Origin of the sequence: Moraxella boevrei DSM 14165 (genome assembly GCF_000379845.1) — a bacterium.
In the GTDB taxonomy this organism is placed as follows: domain Bacteria; phylum Pseudomonadota; class Gammaproteobacteria; order Pseudomonadales; family Moraxellaceae; genus Faucicola; species Faucicola boevrei.
Genome location: NZ_KB903806.1, coordinates 1 through 1,551, shown reverse-complemented (window position 1 = coordinate 1,551; position 1,551 = coordinate 1). Strand labels below are relative to the sequence as shown.

Here is a 1,551-nt window from a genome sequence, read left to right as displayed (position 1 = left end):
AGTCATAGCGAGTAGTTCTCTTTTTGGGTCAGAGCTTAAAGTTTACTATCTCGCTTTTCTTTTGTATATACTTTTAAATGTTCAACACGCCCTAATCATGTTTAAAAAATAAATCGCTTGCTTACTGGTGGTAAAACTTGCTCACATCATCATCACACATGAGATAATTTGCTATTGTCTGTGAGAATTTAGACATATTCTAGCTTTCATACAGAGCATGATTGTGATACAATTGCAAGCAATGATATGCAAAAAGGTGTGAGCTGATATAGCAGGGCTTGCTACTGTGCAAAAGGCTTTGGTATACTATTTATCAGCATAAGCGTATTAGTAAAAGGTAGCAACCTATGTATGGGTTGCAAAGATTTTTCCATCCATAATCGCTAGGTTTGGCGGTGGGTATGTCAAGCAGTGCAACAACAAAGGTGTTTTGATGAAAAGACGCAATTTTTTAACATTAGTAGGGGTGGCTAGTGCCAGCGCATGGGGTGCTGGTTTTGGTGGTTTTCGTTTTTCATTAAGCCCCATTCCTGGCGACCCTTATCCTAAATGCAATCAAATTCCAAGCTATGATAAGCCTTTAGATAAGGGTGCCAGGATTGTATATAAATCTTTTTTTCCCAATCTAAATGTAGATACCGCACGCGAGACCAGTTTTTCCACGCAGTGTTACAATTGCATCTCGTGGACTTTGGGCATCACCGATGATTGGGTGTGGCCACTGGGGCAGGTGGGTGGTGATACATCGGTGGCGGATTTTGATGCGTTTTACCAAAAACACGGCATCGCGCGTGCCACTGACGCCACTGCCGATATTGCACTGTGGGGGCAGACGACGCCAAGTGGTCATGTATCCGCCACGCATGGTTCTATTGTGTCGCACGCGCCTTTGTGGGAATCAAAATTGGGTCTATATATCCGTATGCGACATGGCAAAGATGATTTGGTAGGCGAGCAATATGGCAAGATTATCGCCTATTATAAAAAAGATGCCACCGCTACGCAAAAACTTCTTGCCACGCGCCAAAAGCTATTATCCTCTAGGCAACCATTATCGCTTAATGAATATCAAAAAATCAATCAAGCGGTGAAAAAATTGCCGTTGCGTATGCAGCAAACATTTGATCATTTGTATACACGCTGGCAACAAAAATGGTTTGATGGTGCCTACGCCATCGATTCTAATCCCTACACGCGCCGCCATATCGGCGAATACCAGATGCTCATTGATTTGGGTGCTGAGATGGGCGAGGCGATATTGCCTTTGGTGGTGTCGCGCATGGTATCGCCAGAAAATATTTTTGGCATCGTATTATATGATGAGTTGCAAAAAAATCCGCGCCTAAAAGCAGGCTATGGCGATGATTTTAATGTCATAGAAGGTGAGGTTGCGCGTGCACTTTTAAGTGCAAAAAAATATATCACCACTTTTTTATAGGTGTCGATAATAATAAGTTTTTTATCCTCTGTTGCTGTAAAACCACCGACTTCAGGCGGTGGATATAAGGCAACTCCGTAACCATGCTTACGCACAGAAAGTTGTTTAATGTG

Annotated in this window: 1 protein-coding gene; it reads left to right on the top strand. The window is 42.6% G+C overall.

Translation table 11 applies throughout. From position 1 onward, the window contains the following. Positions 1 to 433: 433 nt before the first annotated feature. Positions 434 to 1,438: a DUF7689 domain-containing protein gene (locus tag A3G3_RS0109780; RefSeq protein WP_019520339.1), complete on the top strand. Its 1,005-nt coding sequence runs from the start codon at positions 434 to 436 to the stop codon at positions 1,436 to 1,438. Positions 1,439 to 1,551: the final 113 nt, after the last annotated feature.

Bases quoted from the DNA above. Each gene is read 5' to 3' on its own strand.
- A3G3_RS0109780 (WP_019520339.1), top strand. From the start codon at position 434: ATGAAAAGACGCAATTTTTTAACATTAGTAGGGGTGGCTAGTGCCAGC.